Here is a 16,409-nt window from a genome sequence, read left to right on the forward strand (position 1 = left end):
CAACTGTGTGGACTACGCGCTATCGGCGTTCGACGCCGGGAGTGTTGAGATGAGGAGGCACGCGACAGTGAGCGCGACCGCTGGTCAGGCCGCCGACGGTGTACGCAGCCTGGCGGACCGGTTCGGGATCGAGCCGGGGATGGTGGTCATGGAGATGGGGTACGACGAGGATGTCGACCAGGATCTCCGCGACGCCCTGACCGACCGCTGCGGGGAGCTGGTCGACGAAGACACGGACGAGGTCGTCGACGCGGTGCTGGTGTGGTACCGCGATGGCGATGGCGACCTTTTCGAGTTGCTCGTCGAGACCCTTACCCCGCTGGCCGATAACGGCGTGGTTTGGCTTTTGACGCCCAAGGCCGGCCGGCCTGGGCACGTCGAGCCGAGTGAGATCAGTGAGGTGGCTCCCACCGCGGGACTACAGCAGACCTCCACGCTCAACGCGGGTAAAGATTGGAGCGCCGCCCGGCTCGTCACGCCGCGCGCGGCACGCTCCAAGAAGTAGTCCGCCCGCGCGTCCAACCGGCGGCAAGCTCCTACCGAGCCGCCGGGTTTGTTGTCGTGCGTCCGTGTCCTGGGAGGAACATTGCTGATCAACGTGGGTGCCGAGGCGCCCGACTTCCTGCTGCGCGACCAGAACAACCAGGAGGTCCGGCTCTCGGACTTCCGGGGCGAGAAGAACGTGCTGCTCGTGTTCTACCCGCTCGCGTTCACCGGCACCTGCCAGGGCGAGCTGTGCGAGGTCCGGGACAACCTCGGCGAGTACGCCAACGAGGACGTGCAGGTGCTGACCGTCAGCGTCGACTCGGTCTACAGCCACAAGGTCTGGGCCGACCGCGAGGGGTACGAGTTTCCGCTGCTCGCCGACTTCTGGCCGCACGGGGCGGTCGCGCAGGCGTACGGCGTGTTCAACCCGGACCGGGGCTTCGCCAACCGTGGGACGTTCGTGATCGACAAGGCCGGCATCGTGCGCTTCGCCGAGATGAACCTGCCGGGGAGGCCCGCGACCAGGCGGCCTGGCGCAAGGCGCTGGCGGACGTCGCGTCCACCTGAGCCGAACAGACTTGCGCGAGGGAGCCAGCGGCCGGCAAGGTAAGCTTGCCGCCGCTGGCTGACACCTTGCGGGCGGGCGCGTAGCTCAGCGGAAGAGCACTCGGCTTACAACCGAGGGGTCGCAGGTTCGAACCCTGCCGCGCCCACCAATCCACCCCATCCGGCAGATGGGTCTTCTGGTCGGCATAAGTTCAGCGTTATACTGCTCTGGTGTGGGAAGTGGTGCTGCTCGCCCCCGTGGACGAGTGGTTTCTGCACCTGTGCGAGGACGATCCGCAAACGGCCAACCGCGTGCTCGAGGCGATCGACCACTTGGCGGCGGCCGGGCCGGGCCTTGGTAGACCGCTGGTTGACCGGGTACACGGCAGTCGCCTGCACAACTTGAAGGAACTGCGGCCGGGGTCGGCGGGCAGGTCGGAGATTCGATTGCTGTTCGTGTTCGACCCGTCGCGCGAAGCGGTCATCTTGGTGGCCGGGGACAAGGCGGGGCAATGGAATCGCTGGTACCGGGAGAACATCCCATTGCCGAGTCGCGATACGCGCAGTACCTGGTCGACCGCGAGAAGGAGGAGGCCGATGAGCGCCCGCCGGTGGAGTGACGTGAAGGCCGACGCGGCGGCTCGCCAGCCGTGGTTGGCGACTGCGGAGGCTGCCGAGGAGCGAGCCCAGATCCGGGCCGAGAACCTCGGTCGGATCCGTGGACACGAGCTGGCTGAATTGCGAAAGGCCGCCGGCCTCACGCAGGTCGAAGTCGCCCGAGCGCTCGGGGTGAGCCAGGCCCGCGTCTCGCAGATCGAGCACGGGAAGATCGACAGCCTGGATACCCTGCGCGCCTACGCCGAGGTCCTCGGCGCGGAGGTGTCGATCGTGGTATCAAAAGGTCCGCTCACATTGAAGGTTGCATGATCGCCAGCGCAGACATGTCACAGGGGACCGAGCGGGTGGCGCTGGTGGTGCGTGGCGGGTGGGAAGGCCACAGCCCGGTGGCCGCCACCGACATGTTCATCCCGTTCCTGAAGGAGCATGGCTTCCGCGTGCGCGTGGCGGACTCGCCCGAGGCGTACGCCGACGCCGACGCGATGGCCGGCACCGACCTGGTCGTGCAGTGCTACACGATGGGCACGATCGAGCCGCACCAGCTGGCCGGGCTCACGAGCGCCGTCCGCGCCGGCACCGGGCTGGCGGGTTGGCACGGGGGCATCGCCGACTCGTACCGGGCCTCCTCGGACTATCTGCAGCTCATCGGGGGCAGTTCGCGTGCCACCCGGCCAAGCACGAGTCGGAGTGGGACGGGCACAGCCAGGCCAACTACTTCATCCCGTACCGGGTGAACCTGCTGCCGCCCGCCCACAGCCACCCGATCACGGAGGGCCTCGACGACTTCGACCTCGTGACCGAGCAGTACTGGGTGCTCTGCGACGACTACATCGACGTGCTGGCCACCACGACGCTCAAGGCCCGCGATTGGGATCCGTGGGACCGCGACGTCACCTCGCCGGCCGTCTGGACCCGGCGGTGGGGCGAGGGCAAGATCTTCGTCGCCACGCCGGGGCACAGCCTCGACGTCCTGGAGCACCGCACGGTCCGGACGATCATCGAACGGGGATTGTTGTGGGCGAGCAGGTAGGCGTCGGCATCGTCGGGTGCGGCAACATCTCCCAGCAGTATCTCGCGACGCTGCGCCGGCTCCCGTCGCTGCGGCTGTGCGCGGTCAGCGACCTCGATCGGTCCCTGGCGGAGGCGGTCGCCAACACCCACGACGGGGTCCGCGCGGTCGGCGTCGAGGAGCTCTGCGGCGCCGCCGAGGTCGATGTCGTCCTCAACCTCACCGTTCCCGCCGCGCACGCCTCGGTCGCCCTGGGGGCGATCGCCGCCGGCAAGCACGTGTACGGCGAGAAGCCGCTCGCCGTCACCACGCAGGCCGCCGGCGACGTCCTCCGGGCCGCCTCCACCGCAGGGGTACGCGTCGGCTGCGCCCCGACACGGTCCTCGGCACCGGCGTACAGACGGCGCGCCGGGCCATCGACGACGGCGACATCGGCACCCCGATCGCGGCGACCGCCACGATGGTCACGCCGGGCCACGAGCGCTGGCACCCCAACCCGGACTTCTACTACGCGTTCGGCGGCGGCCCGCTGATGGACATGGGCCCGTACTACCTCACCGCGCTCGTCACCCTGCTCGGCCCGGTGGCCAGCGTCATCGGCGCGGGCAGCCGTACGCGTGGCGAGCGCGTCATCGGCACCGGTCCGCGGGCCGGCGAGCGCGTGCCGGTCGGCGTCGACACGCACGTCAGTGGCGTGCTGGTGCACGCGTCCGGGGTGCTGTCGACGCTGGTGATGAGCTTCGACGCGGTGGACACCCACGCGGCGCCCATCGAGGTGCACGGCGACGCCGCCTCGCTGGTCGTACCGGATCCCAACCAGTTCCACGGTCCGGTCCTGCACAAGGCTCTGGGCGCGGCGGAGTGGCGCACGCTGCCGGTCAGCGCCGGATACCGGGACGCCGGGCGCGGGTACGGCCTGGCGGACATGGTGGGCCCGGACGGGCGCCACCGGGCGAGCGGCGAGCTGGCGTACCACGTGCTGGACGTGATGGAGTCGCTGCTGCGGTCGGCGCAGACGGGGCAGGCGGTGACCGTGGCCAGCACCTGTGCGCGGCCCGACCCCGTACCCTCGATCTCACTCCTTAGCGGCGTCGATGAGCGCGTCGATCAGCGCGCGCGGCGCGGGCTGGGTCAGTGAGATCTCCCGGACCGCGGCGTAGATGGTCCGGACCGGCTCGGGGCGGCGGACCGGACGGATGGTGACGCCGGGATGCCGGGTCAGTCCGAGCCGGGGGATGAGGCCGACGCCGAGGCCGGCGGCGACGAATCCCTGAGTCGTGGCGTAGTCCTCCGACTTCGCGACGAAGTTCGGGGTGAAGCCCGCCGCGGCGCAGGCGTCCATGATGGGCTCCAGGCAGGGGCCGGGCGGTTCGCTGCCGACCCACGGCTCGGCGGCGAGGTCGACCAGGTCGATCACCCGCCGCGCGGTGAGCGGGTGTCCGGTGGGCAGCACGGCCTGGAACGCGTCGTCGATCAGGTGCACCACGCGGATGCCCTGGCGGACGTCGTCGCTCGGCCGGCGGACCACGAGGGCCAGGTCGGCGTTGCCCTGCTCCACGTCCGGCAGCGGGTCGTCCGAATCGTTCAGCTTGGGGTCGATCGTCACGCCGGGGTGCTCGCGCCGGAGTCGGGCCAGGGCGGGCGCCAGCAGGGTCGGCCCGACCGAGGCGAAGTAGCGGATCGTCAGCCGGCCGGTACGCCCCGCGCGCAGGTCGGCCAGCGCGGTCTCGGCCTCGGCGACGTGTTGGCCGATGATGGCCGCGTGCCCGGTGAGCAGCTGGCCCGCCGCCGTGGGGCGCACACCCCGGCCGACCCGTTCGAGCAGCGCGATCCCGGCTTCCTTTTCCAGCGCCGCCACCTGCTGGCTGACGGCGGAGGGGGTGTAGCCGAGGTGCGCCGCCGCCGCGGTCACCGACCCGCTGGTGACCACCGCTCGCAGCACCTGCATCCGTCTCACATCGAGCATGTAGTAGAGCTTAACTCTCGTACAGAATCTTTCGCTTTTCCTTTCGAGTTGGCTCCGGCATCGTGTGCGGAGTGAGCAGACTACGGACCTGGACGCAGGTGGGCGCGCTCGCCCTGCTGTGGGGGTCGACCTTCCTCTGGATCGATCTGGCCCTGGACGCGTTGACTCCGGTCCAGGTCACGCTCAGCCGGTGCGTTCTCGGATCGGCCGCGTTGCTGATCGCGTGCCTCGCCTCGGGGCGGCGGCTGCCCGGGATCGCGCGACCTGGGGTCACGTCGTCATGGCCGCGTTCTTCTGCAACGCCCTGCCGTTCGCCATGTTCAGCCTCGGCCAGCAGACCATCGACTCCGGCGTGGCCGGCGTGCTCAACGCGACCACCCCGCTGTGGTCCCTGTTGATCGGCGTCGTCATCGGCTCCGAGCGCGGTTTGCGGCCGGTCCGGCTGGCCGGGCTCCTGCTCGGGTTCGCCGGGGTCGTGTTGATCTTCGCGCCGTGGCAGACGACCGGGCAGGTCGGCTGGGGGGCGCTCGCGATCGTCGCCGCGGCGGCGAGCTACGCGGTCGGCTTCGCCTACATGGGGCGCAACCTGGTCGGGAAGGGCATACCGACGATCTCGCTGTCCGCGGCGCAGCTCATCGCGGCGACCGGCCTGACCGCGCTGACCCTGCCGGCCGGCGGTCTGACGCCGATCGACATCGGCCCGAAGACGCTGGTCGTGGTCCTGATCCTGGGCGTCGTCGCCACCGGGGCCACCTTCCACCTCACCTACCGGCTCATCGCCGCCGAGGGCGCCACCAACGCCGCGACGGTCGGCTATCTGCTGCCGGTGGTGTCGGTGGCGCTGGGGCCATCGTGCTCGGCGAGGAGCTCAGCCTCCGGATCATCGCCGGGATGGTGGTCGTGCTCGTCGGGGTCGGCCTGACCCGCCGGCACAAGCGGCCGCTGCCCGCGCCGGTAAAGGCCCCAGGGCCTGCCGAGATGCAGTCCGCCGAGATGCAGGAGGTACGACGGTGACCGCCCTGACGGTAGGCACGACCCCCGCCGCGTCCCTGCCCGCGGACTGCGTCGTGATCGGTGTCGCCAAGGGCCCCGCCGGGCCGGTGCTGGCGCCCGGCGCGGCCGAGGCACTCGGCGGTCCGTTCGCCACACTCCTGCGCACCCTTGGCGTGACCGGTGCCGAGGGCGAAGCGGTCAAGCTCCCCGCGCCCGCCGGCATGAAGGCCGGGCTGGTCCTCGCGGTCGGCCTCGGCGACGCCGCCGACGGCGACGCGTACGGCGCCGAGGTGTTGCGCCGGGCCGCCGGTGTGGCCACCCGGGCGCTGGCCGGCGCCGCGACGGTCGCCCTGGCGCTGCCGGTCGGGTCCGCCGAGGCCGTGGGGGCGGTGGCCCTGGGTGGCCTCCTCGGCGCGTACGCCTTCACCGCCTACCGCACCGTCGACCACCCCGCGGCCCCCGTCCGCGAGCTGGTGATCCTCGTGAACCGCGACGGCCAGACACACGCGGAGGCCGCCGTACGCCGCGCGGGCGTGCTCGCCCAGGAGGTGAACCGCGCCCGCGACCTGATCAACACACCGGCCAACGACCTGCACCCGGAGAGCTTCGCCGCTGCTGTGTTGACCACCGGCCGGGAGTACGGGCTGGCGGTCGACGTACTCGACGAGGAGGCGCTCGCGGCGGGCGCTTACGGCGGCATCCTCGGCGTCGGGCAGGGCTCGGCCCGACCACCCCGGCTGGTACGGATCGCCCACACCCACCCCGAGGCGAACGCGAGCCTCGCCCTCGTCGGCAAGGGCATCACGTACGACTCGGGCGGCATCTCGCTGAAACCGGTCGGCGCCAACGAGATCATGAAGCGCGACATGTCCGGCGCCGCGGCGGTGTTCGCCGCGGTACTGGCCGCCGCCCGGCTCCGCCTGCGGGTCAACGTCACCGGCTGGCTCGCGCTGGCCGAGAACATGCCGTCCGGCTCCGCCGTCCGCCCCGGCGACGTGCTGCGGATGTACGGCGGCCGGACCGTGGAGGTGCTCAACACCGACGCCGAGGGGCGCCTGGTGCTCGCCGACGCGCTGGTCCGTGCCGGGCAGGAGCGGCCCGACGCGATCGTGGACGTGGCCACCCTGACCGCGGCCATGCGGTACGGCCTGGGCAACCACCTCTTCGGGGTGATGGCCAACGACGACGCCTTCCGGGACCGGGTCCTGGCCGCCGCCGACCGGGCCGGCGAGCGGGCCTGGCCGATGCCGCTGCCGGCCGAACTGCGCGGCAGCCTGAACTCCCGGGTGGCCGACATCGCCAACTACGGCGAGCGGATGGGCGGCGGCCTGGTAGCCGGCCTGTTCCTGCGGGAGTTCGTACCGGCCGGCACGCCCTGGGCGCACCTGGACATCGCCGGACCCGCCTTCCACGAGGGCGAACCGCACGGCTACACCCCCAACGGCGGCACCGGGTGCGCGGTCCGGACCCTGGTAGGACTTGCCGAGGACACCGCGATCGGAGCCCATGATGTTTCTTGAATCGGTAGCGACCGCCGGCGCACCCGAGCCGTTCGGCCACTACGCACAGGCCACCGTCACGCCGGACGGCGCCATCTGGGTGTCCGCGCAGCTTCCGGTCGGCGTTGGCGCCGACTCCACCGTCGCGGAGCAGGCGCGCCAGGTGCTGGCCAACGTACTGTCCATTGTGGTCTCCGGTGGCGGCCGGACCGACTCGGTCGCCAAGGTCAACCTCTACCTGACCGACATCTCTGACTGGTCATCCGTCGACGCCGTTTTCGCCGCGGCGTTCGGCGACCATCGCCCCGCGCGGGCGGTGCTGCAGGTGGCCGGGTTGCACCACGGCTTCCGGGTAGCCGCCGACGCGGTCGCCTGGCGAACCCAAGGCCGATGAGACCCTTGCCCTAGGCGACGTCTTGTGGTCGGGTGACTACGGGTCGTTACCGCGCGGCGTCTGGGAGCTCTCGTGGATCTTGCCAGCCTGTTCACCCCATCGGCCGACGAGCGAATCGGGCTCGAACTGGAATGCGGCCTCGTCGACTCGGACACCGGACGCAGCGCGGGGTACGACCGTGCCCGCCCGTTCCTGGAATCGGTGCTGCGGGAGTTCGAGGCCGAGCCGGCGACCGAGGCCGGCGCGCTGGTCGGGGTGGAGCTGCCGGGCGGGGCGCAGCTCTCCCTCGAACTGGGCGGCGCGGTCGAGTACTCGTCCGCGCCGTTCCACGCGGTGACCGACCTGGTCGCCGCCACCCGGCGGGAGATGCCGGCGATCGCCGCCCTCGCCCGCGGGGCGAACCTGTCGCTCCTGCCCGGCGGGCTGGTGCCGTTCACGCCGACCGCGAGCATCCCGTGGGCGCCCAAGCCCCGGATCGACATCATGCGCCGCTACTTCCGGGGGCTCGGCGCGCCCGCCGCCTACGCCGAGAGCGTCATGGGCCTCACCCTGTCCACCCAGACCACATTGGACTACCTCTCGGCGGCGGACTTCCGGGAAAAGCTCACGCTGCTGGTGAAGGTCGCGCCCGTCGCCGCGGCGATGTTCGTCAACTCGCCGCTCGAAGACGGCCGGGTCACCGGCGTGCTGTCCCGCCGCATGCAGATGTGGAGCCAGGTCGACCCGGCCCGCTGCGGGGTGCTGGGATTCGCGGTACGCCCGGACGCGTCCGCCGGCGACGTCATCGACTGGGCGCTGTCGCTGCCGATGATCTACCGGTACGACGGCAGCGGCTACATCCCCGGCCCCGCCCGCCCGTTCCGGGAGCTGATGGCGGACGGAGCCTCGCCGACCTTGGCCGACTGGCGTTCGCACCTGTCCCAGATGTGGCCGCACGTACGCCCGCGCCACACGCTGGAGATGCGTGCGTTCGACGGGGTGAGCTGGGCGGCGCTCGGGGCCGGACCGGCGTTCTGCGCCGGCCTGGCGTACCACGGGCCGTCCCGGCGGGCGGCGCTGGCGCTGCTGGCCGACGTGTCCGCCGCCGACCTGGAGCAGGCGTGGGAAGACGTCGCCGCCAAGGGCCTGGACGCGCTGGTGGGGCGGCGCTCGGTGGGCGCGACGGCGGAGGCGCTCCTCGGCCTCGCCCGGCAGGGCCTGCGGGCGCGCGCGGAAGCGGGCGTGGAGGGGCGCGACGCGCCGTGCCTGCTGGACCCTTGGACGAGGTGGTACGCACCGGCGTGACGTTCGCGGAGCGGTGCCTGGGGACTGGGTCGGCCCGTTCCGGGAACGTCCCGCCGCGCTCGTGGAGGCGTACCGGATCTAGGGCGCGGGGGGCCTCGATCACGCATTTACGGACCAGTCTCCTTAGCGGTTTCTTAATTCTCGCTGTGCCACTCATCCGCTACGGTCTGCCGAACGTTGGCATCGGCGGGCCAGTTTGCGCTGCTCTGGATGCGGGACGGGGCCCTGGAGGTCCCCCGCTTCGGTGCAACGACGGCTTAAGCGCGCGATCGGCGGGGTCGCGTCCGTCTTGAGACGGATCAGAAGGTTAACTACCGTCCCGTATCGCTGAGTATTGGTGAGAATCGGGACTGGTGCATGGTCGATCGGAGTACGCCACGCCACCGGCTGTACGACGGTTACCCCGTCGCGGAGGCCGCGCCTCAGCGACCCCATTCCCACCAGTACCGCGCCTACCAGCCACCGCCGCCCCGGCACCGGGCCATCGAGAGCCGCGCCGCGGCGACCCCGGAGCCCCGCCCGGAGACGGTCGTCAAGAAGCCCGTCGCCAAGAAGCCGGTCGCCAAGAAGGCGGCGGCGCCCAAGCCGCAGAAGGTGGGCCGTCGCAAGGCCATCCTCGGCATCGGCGGGCTGGCGTTCCTGACCGGCGGTACGGCGTTCGCGGGCACCGCGCCCGGCGTACGGCTGGTCGACTGGGTCCTGGGCCGCTCCGGCTCCGCGTCGTCGTACGACCCGGCGGCGTCCGCGGCCGCCGACGGCAACCCGGACCGGCCGGGCGGGCAGCAGCCGAGCACGGTGCGCACCTACACCGAGCAGAACGAGTCGTACATGGGCTCGAAGGCGGGCGACGGGCTGCGGCGCAACACGCCCTCCGGCGGGCGCCGCTTTTCCAGCCCGGCCATCGCGGCGCAGGCGACCAAGGTGACGGTGGAGACCGTGCTGGCCAAGGATCCGGTACGGCATCTGGCCAGCCGCCTCACGTTCGGCCCCACGCCGAAGGTCATCGCGGACATCAACCGGCTGGGCATCGACGACTGGATCGCCGAGCAACTCGCACCGGAGCGGATCCCGCTGACGCCGGCCGAGGAGAAGCTCTCCGAGCTGACCACGCTCGGCATGAGCATCGACGACCTGCGCGCCGCGCGCGAAGGGCTGGACGGCAGGGGGATCCGCGCCGACGACGAGGCCGTGCAGGCCACCATCGCCCGGCAGATCTGGTCCGACCGCCAGCTCTTCGAGGTGATGGTCGACTTCTGGAACGACTTCCTGCACGTGCCGGCGTTCTACGAGGGCTCCGTGGTGCAGCGGGCGTCCTTCGACCGGGACGTCATCCGCAAGTACGCGCTGTCGAACTACCCCGACATGCTGGTGGCCGCCAACCGGCACCCGGCCCTGCTGACGTACCTGGGGCAGTCGTCGTCCACAAAGGACGACGTGACGGAGAACCTGGCCCGGGAGAACCTGGAGCTCTTCTCCGTCGGCGTGGACGGCGGCTACACCGAGCGCGACGTACGGCAGGCGGCGCTGCTGCAGACCGGCCGCGGCGTCAAGGACGACCAGTACGTCTACCGGCCCGACGAGCACTACGTCGGCGCCGTGCAGATCATGGGCTTCAGCCACCCGAACGCCTCGGCGGAGGGCGGCGAGCAGGCCAGCGAGGAGTACTTCCGGTACCTCGCCCTGCACCCGTCGACGGCCCGGTACATCGCCACCAACCTGGCCACCCGCTTCGTCTCCGACACGCCGCCGAAGTCCCTTGTGGACAGGCTGGCGAAGATGTACACGGTCAACCGGGGCGCCATCAAGCCGGTGCTGATGGAGCTGCTCAGCTCGTCGGAGTTCTGGGCCTCGGTGGGGCAGAAGGTGCGCCGGCCCATGGAGCACGTCGTGGCGACGTACCGGACGCTCGGGGTGTCGGAGCAGGCCCCGCCCGGCTTCGTGGCGGCCAGCGAGGTGCGCTCCGCGTTCGCCGAAGGGCTGCGGCAGATCCGCGAACGCCTGCAGGAGCTGGGCCACTTCCCGAGCGGCTCGCCGACCCCGACCGGCTACCCGGACGTCTTCGTGGCGTGGGCGTCGGCGGGCTCGATGGTCGGCTGCTGGAACGAGGCTGGCGACGCCCTGGCCGGCAGCCGGCCGATGTTCACGTACAACAAGCCGGAACAGTTGGTCACCGTGCGGCCGCAGACGGCGGGCGCGTACGTCGACGCGCTCGCGAGGCGGCTAGTCCACCAGCCGCTGACCGCGCGCGAGCGCGACCTGATCGTCGGGATCGCCGGCGTCGCACCCGGCGCCGCCGTGGACGCCACCCTCAACGGCGCCATCGCGGCCGTGGCGCGTGCGATCCTGGCCTCGCCCCAACATCTGCTGAGGTAATCGCATGGAACCCCGCCACCCCGAGTTCAGCCGGCGCTCGCTCTTCGCGGGCGCCGCCGCCACCGTGACCGTCCTCGCGACGAGCCAGGTCGTATCGGAGGGGGCGTCGTACGCGGCGGCGGCGCGCGGCACGATCGTGCACGTCTTCCTCTACGGCGGCCTGGACGGGCTCGGCCTGGTGGCGCCGGCCGACGACCCGGTGCTGGAGAAGGCGCGGCCCAACCTGCTGATGACCGGCCGCACCGCGCTGGCCGTGGACCGCTCGTTCCAGCTCAGCAGCGCGTTCGCGCCGCTTGCGGGCTACCTCAAGGACGGCCACCTCGCGTTCATCCCCGGGGTGTCCGACCCGCGCCTGTCGCGCAGCCACTTCCAGGCGGTCGACGCGTGCAACCTCGGCGGGCTGCCGCGCGAGACCGGCGGGCGCGGCTGGCTGGACCGCCTGGTCGACCACCTCGGCCCCGGTACGGCGTTCCGCAGCGTCGCCATCGGGGCGACCCTGCCGCGTTCGCTGGTCGGCATCAACGGCGCGCTGTCGCTCAACACCGTCGACGCGCTCACCCTCAACGGGGACGCGAAGTTCAAGGACGCCACCGCGACCGCTCTCGCCGGCCTCTACAGCGGCATCAACCACCCGGTCGAGGAGTCGCTGAAGGCCACGCTCGGCGCGCTGCGCGACGCCCAAGGCGTGGCGGCGCAGGGCTACCAGCCGGCGGGCGGTGCCGCGTACGACGGCGTGGGCACCGCGTTCCGCCAGGTCGCGCAGCTCATCAAGGGCGGCGGGAACGTGCGTGTCGCCACGATCACCATGGGCGGCTGGGACACCCACGAAAACCAGGGCACCCAGGACGGCGGCAACCTGCACGCCCGGCTGAGCGACCTCGCCCGCGGCATGGCGGCGTTCTTCGACGACCTGGGCGCCCAGGCGGCGGACGTGACCGTGGTGGTGTCCAGCGAGTTCGGCCGGCGGGTCGCGGAGAGCGGCAACGGCACCGACCACGGGCACGGCGGCGTGGTCGTGTTGCTGTCCGGGCGCAAGCTCGCCGGGTCGCTGCTCGGCCGCTGGGACGGCCTCGGCACGCTCGACAGCGGCGACGTGCCGGAGTACAACAACCTCTTCAACGTGTACGGCTCGGTGGTGCAGGGCCAGTTCGGGCTCAGCGACGCGCAGGTCGGGAAGATCTTCCCCAAGCGCAAGTACGCGCCGATGAAGCTCTTCGGTTAGCACGTTCGGGGGCTCGACCCGCCCGACCGTCGCCGATACGTTGACTGCTATGCGGCGCGGCGGAGGGTTGAGGTCTGGCGTGGCAGGCGCACCGCGCCCAGCGCGTCGACCAGCATGCCCTGCACCGCGTACGAGTCGGGCAGCCGCCACCGGGTCTCCTCGGGCGACGCCGCCCACCGCACCGGGCCCTCGGGCAGCCGGGTGGGCGGTGCCGGGATCCACGAGCCGGCCCCGTGGCGTACCACGTCGAGACTCTCGTCCAGTTCCGGGCGCAGCGGGTCGCCGGGGCGTACCAGAAGCATCCAGCGCCCGGTCGGCGTCACCGCGACCGGGCCGCGGACCTGGCCCCGCCCGGGCCCTACGACGCCCGCGTGCAGGCGGGCCGCGCCCAGCACGCGCAGGCCGAGGTGGGCGGGCACCTCCAGGACGTCGAACGCCCGTCCCGTCGGCAGCAGGACCGCGTGTGGCTGCCGGCGCCACCAGGTCAGGACCTGGCCGTGGTCGGACGTGGCGGCGTCCTCCCACTGCTCCAGCGCCGGATGGCAGCCCATCGTGGGGCAGCCGGGGCGCGCGCAGGCGAACCGAGCGCCGGACAGGCAAGCGCCCGGCGTGACGTCCCAGCCGTGCTCGGCGTACCGCAGTGCGGCATGACGCAGCCGAGAACGATCAAGGACGGACGATCGGATGAATGGTGGTCGAGGACTCCACCGCATGGCTAGAAAACCTCCCATGTCAGCCGCGGGCGTCATATCAGGCGTCAGGCAGCGTCACCAGCACGACACGCGGTCGTTGCGCTTGACAGAGAGCCGCTTGCAACTTGCATAGAAACTACGAGCGACGGTCACCGTTCCAGCGCACAGCGTGTGCGACCAGCACAAATGGGTGACGAACCGGCACAATCGGTCCGAGCCCCATAGGCCAAACGCTTAACCGGCCCGGTCGCCGGTCGAAGCAGGGGAGGGACGACGTGGACGAGCTGCCCATTGGGCGCCGCGTCGCGTACTGGCGTGGGCGCCGAAAGATGTCGCAGCAGGTCTTCGCCGACCGGCTCGGCAAGTCGAAGAGCTGGGTGGACAAGGTCGAGCGGGGCGTACGCCGGCTGGACAAGTTCTCCGTCGTCTACGAGATCGCCGACGTGTTGCAGGTCGACGTGCAGCTCCTGCTCGGCAAGGATCCCGAGCGGCGCACGGACAGCATCAACTGCATCGACCAGGTCGAGGTGGAGGAGATCCGCGCGGCCCTGGAGCGGTACGACCAGATCAGTGCGTTCTTCTTCGCACCGACCCACGCGATGCCACTCGCCGAGATGCGCAAGGCGGTCAGCCACGCCTGGTTGACGTACCAGCATGCCAAGTACGGCGTGCTCGCCCGCGCCCTGCCGAAGCTGTTGCGCGACGGGCAGGCGGCCGACACCGCGCACGGCGAGGGGACGGATTCGTCCGAGGCCGCGCACCTGCTCGGGCAGGTCTACCAGATCGCCTCCTCGACGCTGCGCAAGCTGGGCGAGCACGAGCTGTCCTGGCTCGCCGCCGACCGGTCGATCGCGGTCTCCCAGCGGGCCGGCGACCAGCTGCTCGCCGGCATCGCCAGCTACCGGGTCGGCAGCGCGCTGCTCGCGCTGGGCCGGGCCCGGCCCGCGCTCGAGGTCAACGTCAACATCGCCAACCGGCTCGCGCCCGGCGGTGACAACGAGGCCACCCCAGAGCGGATCTCCGTGTACGGCATGCTGCTGCTCAACGGCGCGATGGCCGCCGCGCGGATCGGCGACACGGCGACCGTCCGCGACCTGCTGGGCGCCGCCGAAGAGGCGGCGCGCGAGCTCGGCAGCGACCAGAACCACCTCTGGACCTGCTTCGGCCCCACCAACGTGCAGCTGCACCGGGCGGCGGCGGCGGTGGAGCTGGGCGACGGTCGAGTCGCCGTGGAGACCCACGAGCGGATCGACGGCGACGCGTTCGCGGCGCTGCTGCCCGAGCGGCGGGCGCACCACTTCATCGACATCGCACGGGGCTACACCCAGATCGGCGACGTGGAACGGGCCAGCGAGATGCTGCTGGAGGGCGACCGGCTCGCCCCCTCCGAGATCCGCTGCCGGCCGATCGCGCAGGAGGTGCTCACCGATGTGCTCCGGCGGACCAAGGGAACGCCCCCCGCACCGGTTGCGGAGCTGGCCGAGCACATGGGCGTTGGAGTTTGAGAGAGTGAGCCGGGGCGTCCTCTACTGCATCGCCTGCGGGTCACCGGTCGCCCGGGACGTTGGCCGGCTCGTCACCATGGCCCAGCGTCAGGGCTGGGACGTGTGCGTCGTGGTCACGCCGGACGGCCGGAAGTTCGTGGACGTGCCGGCGCTCGCGCTGCTGACCGGGCACCCGGTGCGCACGCTCTACAAGAACCCCGGCGACCCGGACGTGCTGCCGGCGCCGGACGCGATCATCGTCGCGCCCGCCACGGTCAACACCGTCAACAAGTGGGCGGCCGGCATCGCGGACACGCTCGCCCTCGGCCTGGTCGTGGAGGGGCAGGGCAAGGGGCTGCCGATCGTCGCGATGCCGTACACGAACGCGGCGATGGGGTCCCATCCGGCGTTCCGGGAGAGCCTGATGCGGCTGCGCAGCTGGGGCGTCACCGTGCTCTTCGGCGACGACGTGGTGCCGCTGCACCCGCCGGGCACGGGCGAACTGCACCGGGACAGCTTCCCGTGGCACGCGGCGCTGGAGGCGCTGGAGGCGCGGGTCACGAGCCGAAGCTGACCCGGACCCGGGCTCCGCCCAGCGCCGACGCGTTGCTGGCGACCGCGTCGCCGCCGTGCGCCCGCGCCACCGTCGCGACGATCGCCAGCCCCAGGCCGGACCCGCCGGGCGTGCCGCGGAACCGGTCGAACGCCACCGGCAGCAACTCCTCCGGGAAACCGGGGCCGTCGTCGTCGACGGTGACGACCAGCGCGCCGGCCGCCGATTGGGCGACGGCGACGCGTACCCGGCCCGCACGGGCCTGCGCCGCGTTGCCGACGAGGTTCGTCACCACCTGCTCCAGGCGTACGGCGTCGACCTCGGCGACCACCTCCTGCCCGGTGACCTCCACCGCGAGCCCGTGCAGCCGGGCCACCCGCTGGGCGGCGTCCCGTACGACGACGGTGGCATCGGTGGGCCCCCGGTCCAGCTCCAGCGTTCCGGCCCGGGCCCGCGCGATGACCAGCAGGTCGGTGGCCAACCGGCTGAGCCGGTCAGCCTCCACCAGCGCGGCCCGCATCGCCTGCCGCGGGTCGTCGTCGGCCAGGCCCAGCTCCAGTTCCGCGCGCAACACCGCAACGGGGGTACGCAGCTCGTGCGCGGCGTCGTCGAGGAACGCCCGCTCGCGCTGGTTGGCCGCGTCGATGCGGTCGAGCATTTCGTTCAGCGTCCGCGCGAGCGTGGCGATCTCGTCGGTGCCCGGCGGCTCGGGCAGCCGCCCGGTGTTCAGCTCGCGGGCCCGGCTCGTCATCGCCGCCACCGGACCGAGCGCGCCCCCCACCACCCGCCGTACGGCCAGGGTGAGCACGAGCACCAGCGCCGGCCCGATCATCGCGAGCCCGATCAGCACCCGCTGGGCGGTGGCGTCGACGGTGGCGAGGCTGGTGCCGACGACGAGCAGCCGCCCGTCGGGCAGCCGGCGGGCGGCCAGCATGGCGGTGCCGCGCAGGCCGGGACTCTTCTGCTCGACGACCTCGCCGGCCGCCTTGAGCGTCAGGACCGGCGTGCTGGGGGTGGCGGCCGACCGGGCCACCACCGCGCCCCCGGCGATCACCTGGGCGTACGGGTCGCGCCCGACCGGCAGGAGGTCGCCGGTCTCGACGGCCGCGCTGACGTCGTCGAGGCGGATCGCGAGGTCCTCCTCGGCCGCGTGCCGCAGCTCGGCGACCAGGGCCAGGTAGCCGGCCGCCAACACCACGATGACCACCACGGAGAGCCCGATGGCGTACGCCGCCACGAGGCGCCCGCGCAGCGTGCCTGGTAAGACCTTCACGCGCGTACCGTAATCCC

General features: G+C 72.0%; 14 protein-coding genes, 1 tRNA gene and 4 pseudogenes. 16 read left to right on the forward strand and 3 right to left on the reverse strand.

Annotated elements, in window-relative coordinates:
* The first annotated feature begins 67 nt into the window (after positions 1–67).
* The 8 genes and pseudogenes from Prum_RS28180 to Prum_RS52010 all read left to right on the forward strand — a co-directional run bounded on the left by Prum_RS28180 (position 68) and on the right by Prum_RS52010 (position 3,797).
* Positions 68–505 carry a DUF3052 domain-containing protein gene (locus Prum_RS28180; RefSeq protein WP_173079237.1) on the forward strand — a complete coding sequence of 146 codons (438 nt, stop codon included), beginning with the start codon at positions 68–70 and terminating at the stop codon, positions 503–505.
* 81 nt (positions 506–586) lie between these two features.
* Positions 587–1,053: pseudogene (locus Prum_RS28185) on the forward strand (peroxiredoxin).
* A 74-nt stretch (positions 1,054–1,127) separates the two neighbouring features.
* A tRNA-Val gene (locus Prum_RS28190) sits at positions 1,128–1,202 on the forward strand.
* A gap of 58 nt (positions 1,203–1,260) precedes the next feature.
* Positions 1,261–1,652, forward strand: a pseudogene (locus Prum_RS28195) (type II toxin-antitoxin system RelE/ParE family toxin).
* A gap of 67 nt (positions 1,653–1,719) precedes the next feature.
* A pseudogene (locus Prum_RS28200) lies at positions 1,720–1,959 on the forward strand (helix-turn-helix domain-containing protein); the annotation flags it as partial.
* A gap of 92 nt (positions 1,960–2,051) precedes the next feature.
* Positions 2,052–2,680: pseudogene (locus Prum_RS55900) on the forward strand (ThuA domain-containing protein).
* Complete coding sequence (locus Prum_RS52005) at positions 2,665–3,192, forward strand: Gfo/Idh/MocA family protein (protein WP_246278144.1); 528 nt, start codon at positions 2,665–2,667, stop codon at positions 3,190–3,192. The pseudogene Prum_RS55900 and the gene Prum_RS52005 overlap by 16 nt, the downstream one beginning before the upstream one ends.
* A complete protein-coding gene (locus Prum_RS52010) occupies positions 3,102–3,797 on the forward strand; it encodes a Gfo/Idh/MocA family protein (protein ID WP_371871391.1) in 696 nt (231 codons plus the stop codon). Before Prum_RS52005 ends, Prum_RS52010 begins: the two co-directional genes overlap by 91 nt.
* Here the strand turns inward: Prum_RS52010 and Prum_RS28210 are convergent.
* Complete coding sequence (locus Prum_RS28210; protein ID WP_173079239.1) at positions 3,735–4,625, reverse strand: LysR family transcriptional regulator; 891 nt, start codon at positions 4,623–4,625, stop codon at positions 3,735–3,737. The genes Prum_RS52010 and Prum_RS28210 overlap by 63 nt on opposite strands.
* Before the next feature lie 223 nt (positions 4,626–4,848).
* Here Prum_RS28210 and Prum_RS28215 point away from each other — a divergent pair, with 223 nt between their 5' ends.
* The 6 genes from Prum_RS28215 to Prum_RS28240 all read left to right on the forward strand — a co-directional run bounded on the left by Prum_RS28215 (position 4,849) and on the right by Prum_RS28240 (position 12,390).
* Positions 4,849–5,547: a DMT family transporter gene (locus Prum_RS28215; protein WP_218577365.1), complete on the forward strand. Its 699-nt coding sequence runs from the start codon at positions 4,849–4,851 to the stop codon at positions 5,545–5,547.
* 88 nt (positions 5,548–5,635) lie between these two features.
* Complete coding sequence (locus Prum_RS28220; protein WP_173079240.1) at positions 5,636–7,138, forward strand: leucyl aminopeptidase; 1,503 nt, start codon at positions 5,636–5,638, stop codon at positions 7,136–7,138.
* Positions 7,128–7,511 carry a RidA family protein gene (locus Prum_RS28225; RefSeq protein ID WP_218577366.1) on the forward strand — a complete coding sequence of 128 codons (384 nt, stop codon included), beginning with the start codon at positions 7,128–7,130 and terminating at the stop codon, positions 7,509–7,511. Before Prum_RS28220 ends, Prum_RS28225 begins: the two co-directional genes overlap by 11 nt.
* 72 nt (positions 7,512–7,583) lie before the next feature.
* Positions 7,584–8,795 carry a glutamate-cysteine ligase family protein gene (locus tag Prum_RS28230; RefSeq protein ID WP_173079242.1) on the forward strand — a complete coding sequence of 404 codons (1,212 nt, stop codon included), beginning with the start codon at positions 7,584–7,586 and terminating at the stop codon, positions 8,793–8,795.
* 357 nt (positions 8,796–9,152) lie between these two features.
* A complete protein-coding gene (locus Prum_RS28235) occupies positions 9,153–11,168 on the forward strand; it encodes a DUF1800 domain-containing protein (protein ID WP_173079243.1) in 2,016 nt (671 codons plus the stop codon).
* A 4-nt stretch (positions 11,169–11,172) separates the two neighbouring features.
* Positions 11,173–12,390 carry a DUF1501 domain-containing protein gene (locus Prum_RS28240; RefSeq protein ID WP_173079244.1) on the forward strand — a complete coding sequence of 406 codons (1,218 nt, stop codon included), beginning with the start codon at positions 11,173–11,175 and terminating at the stop codon, positions 12,388–12,390.
* Between the two features lie 47 nt (positions 12,391–12,437).
* Here Prum_RS28240 and Prum_RS28245 read toward each other — a convergent pair whose 3' ends face one another.
* Positions 12,438–13,103 (reverse strand): bifunctional DNA primase/polymerase, encoded by a 666-nt coding sequence (locus Prum_RS28245; RefSeq protein WP_173079245.1) that lies wholly within the window; start codon positions 13,101–13,103, stop codon positions 12,438–12,440.
* 254 nt (positions 13,104–13,357) lie between these two features.
* Between Prum_RS28245 and Prum_RS28250 the strand changes: the two genes are divergently transcribed.
* Both Prum_RS28250 and Prum_RS28255 read left to right on the forward strand, forming a co-directional pair.
* The gene (locus Prum_RS28250; protein WP_173079246.1) at positions 13,358–14,587 is read left to right on the forward strand and encodes a helix-turn-helix domain-containing protein; all 1,230 of its coding nucleotides are present in this window, start codon (positions 13,358–13,360) and stop codon (positions 14,585–14,587) included.
* Positions 14,550–15,140, forward strand: a complete 591-nt coding sequence (locus Prum_RS28255) for a flavoprotein (RefSeq protein ID WP_371871274.1) — start codon at positions 14,550–14,552, stop codon at positions 15,138–15,140. Before Prum_RS28250 ends, Prum_RS28255 begins: the two co-directional genes overlap by 38 nt.
* Here Prum_RS28255 and Prum_RS28260 read toward each other — a convergent pair.
* Positions 15,124–16,392 carry a HAMP domain-containing sensor histidine kinase gene (locus Prum_RS28260; RefSeq protein ID WP_173079248.1) on the reverse strand — a complete coding sequence of 423 codons (1,269 nt, stop codon included), beginning with the start codon at positions 16,390–16,392 and terminating at the stop codon, positions 15,124–15,126. The two genes, Prum_RS28255 and Prum_RS28260, sit on opposite strands and share 17 nt — an antisense overlap.
* Positions 16,393–16,409 lie beyond the last annotated feature (17 nt).

It is taken from the genome of Phytohabitans rumicis, from assembly GCF_011764445.1.
GTDB classification, from domain to species: Bacteria; Actinomycetota; Actinomycetes; order Mycobacteriales; family Micromonosporaceae; genus Phytohabitans; species Phytohabitans rumicis.